The sequence below is a fragment of the Brevibacterium moorei genome, assembly GCF_024580735.1.
GTDB classification, from domain to species: Bacteria; Actinomycetota; Actinomycetes; order Actinomycetales; family Brevibacteriaceae; genus Brevibacterium; species Brevibacterium moorei.
In genome coordinates, this window is sequence record NZ_JANIJX010000060.1 from 1 (window position 1) to 1,209 (window position 1,209).

Consider the following 1,209-nt stretch of genomic DNA (forward strand, 5'->3'; position numbering starts at 1 on the left):
TTGTGTGGGCTTGTAGTCACGGGTCATGAGTCCACGTGACCATGGGTATGGTCATGATGTGGTGAGACATGGTGGTCACGATGTTGTGAGACATCTGTGGTCACGATGTCCCGAGACTTCACAGCAGGTTTTCGGACTCGGTGGCTGCATAAACCGCCCACTCGCCGATGGGTTCCGGCAGCGAGTGGGAACTGGCATGAACAGCCAACTAAGCCTAAGCTAACTCTGTATTCGGATTCGCGGACCTGGAGGAGGGTGGATGGAACCGGTGGCGCGCGGTGGAGACGCGGGCGAGGGCCCCTGGGGGCAGCGGGACACCTCGGACGCCGAGGCTATGGCCGGGCAGCTGGCCCGCGCCGGTCACCTGCTGGCCGCCGGGCGGATCGACGACTCGCTCGATCTGATGCGCGGACTCGCCAGGGCCGGCTGCGCCCCGGCCATCCGCACCCTGGGCTTCATCGCCCGCGCCGCCGGCCGTGACGCTGTCGCGGACTTCTGGCTGTGCAAAGCGGGGGAGTCCGGCGACGTCGACGCCATGGTCGAGGCAGGGCGGATCGCCCGCGCCGAGGGCCGCATAGTCCGCGCGCGCCAGTGGTGGACGCGGGCGGCGAACGAACACGCGGATCCGCGCGCGATGACGCTCATGGCACAGGACGCGATCGAAGCCCGTGACCTGGGCCTGGCACAGATCTGGCTGATCCGCCTGGCCCGTTCCGGCGACGACCATGCGCCCGAGGTGATCTTCCGCCTGGGCCTGGCCCACGCCCTGGACGGGGACGTGATCCGCGCCAGGCAGTGCTGGGCCGAGTCCGTGCGCTGTGGGCATACGCGCTCGCTGGACGCCCTGCGCGCGGTCGCCGATCTGGAAGCGGCCGAGGCCGTGCGCACCCTGGAAGTCATGTTCCGCCTGGCCGATGAACACGATTACGCCGCCGCGCTGGCCGAACGCGGGCTCGATATCGAGCTGAGTGCGCTGCTGCGCGGGGAGGTCTGAGGGTACGGGGCGCCTGGGGGTGTTTTCCCACTCGATGATGCCCCGCCCCATCGAGTGACCGGTTCATGCGGATTCTGCGCCCCGGAACCTGCTGTGAAGTCTCGGGACATCGTGACCACAGATGTCTCACAACATCATGACCACCATGTCTCACCACATCATGACCATACCCATGGTCACGTGGACTCATGACCCGTGACTACAAGCCCACACAA

The 1,209-nt window shown here is 66.7% G+C and carries 1 protein-coding gene; it reads left to right on the plus strand.

The window, feature by feature from the left end; translation table 11 throughout:
• The first annotated feature begins 259 nt into the window (after window positions 1-259).
• Window positions 260-994: a hypothetical protein gene (locus NQ034_RS16035; protein WP_257050020.1), complete on the plus strand. Its 735-nt coding sequence runs from the start codon at window positions 260-262 to the stop codon at window positions 992-994.
• Window positions 995-1,209 lie beyond the last annotated feature (215 nt).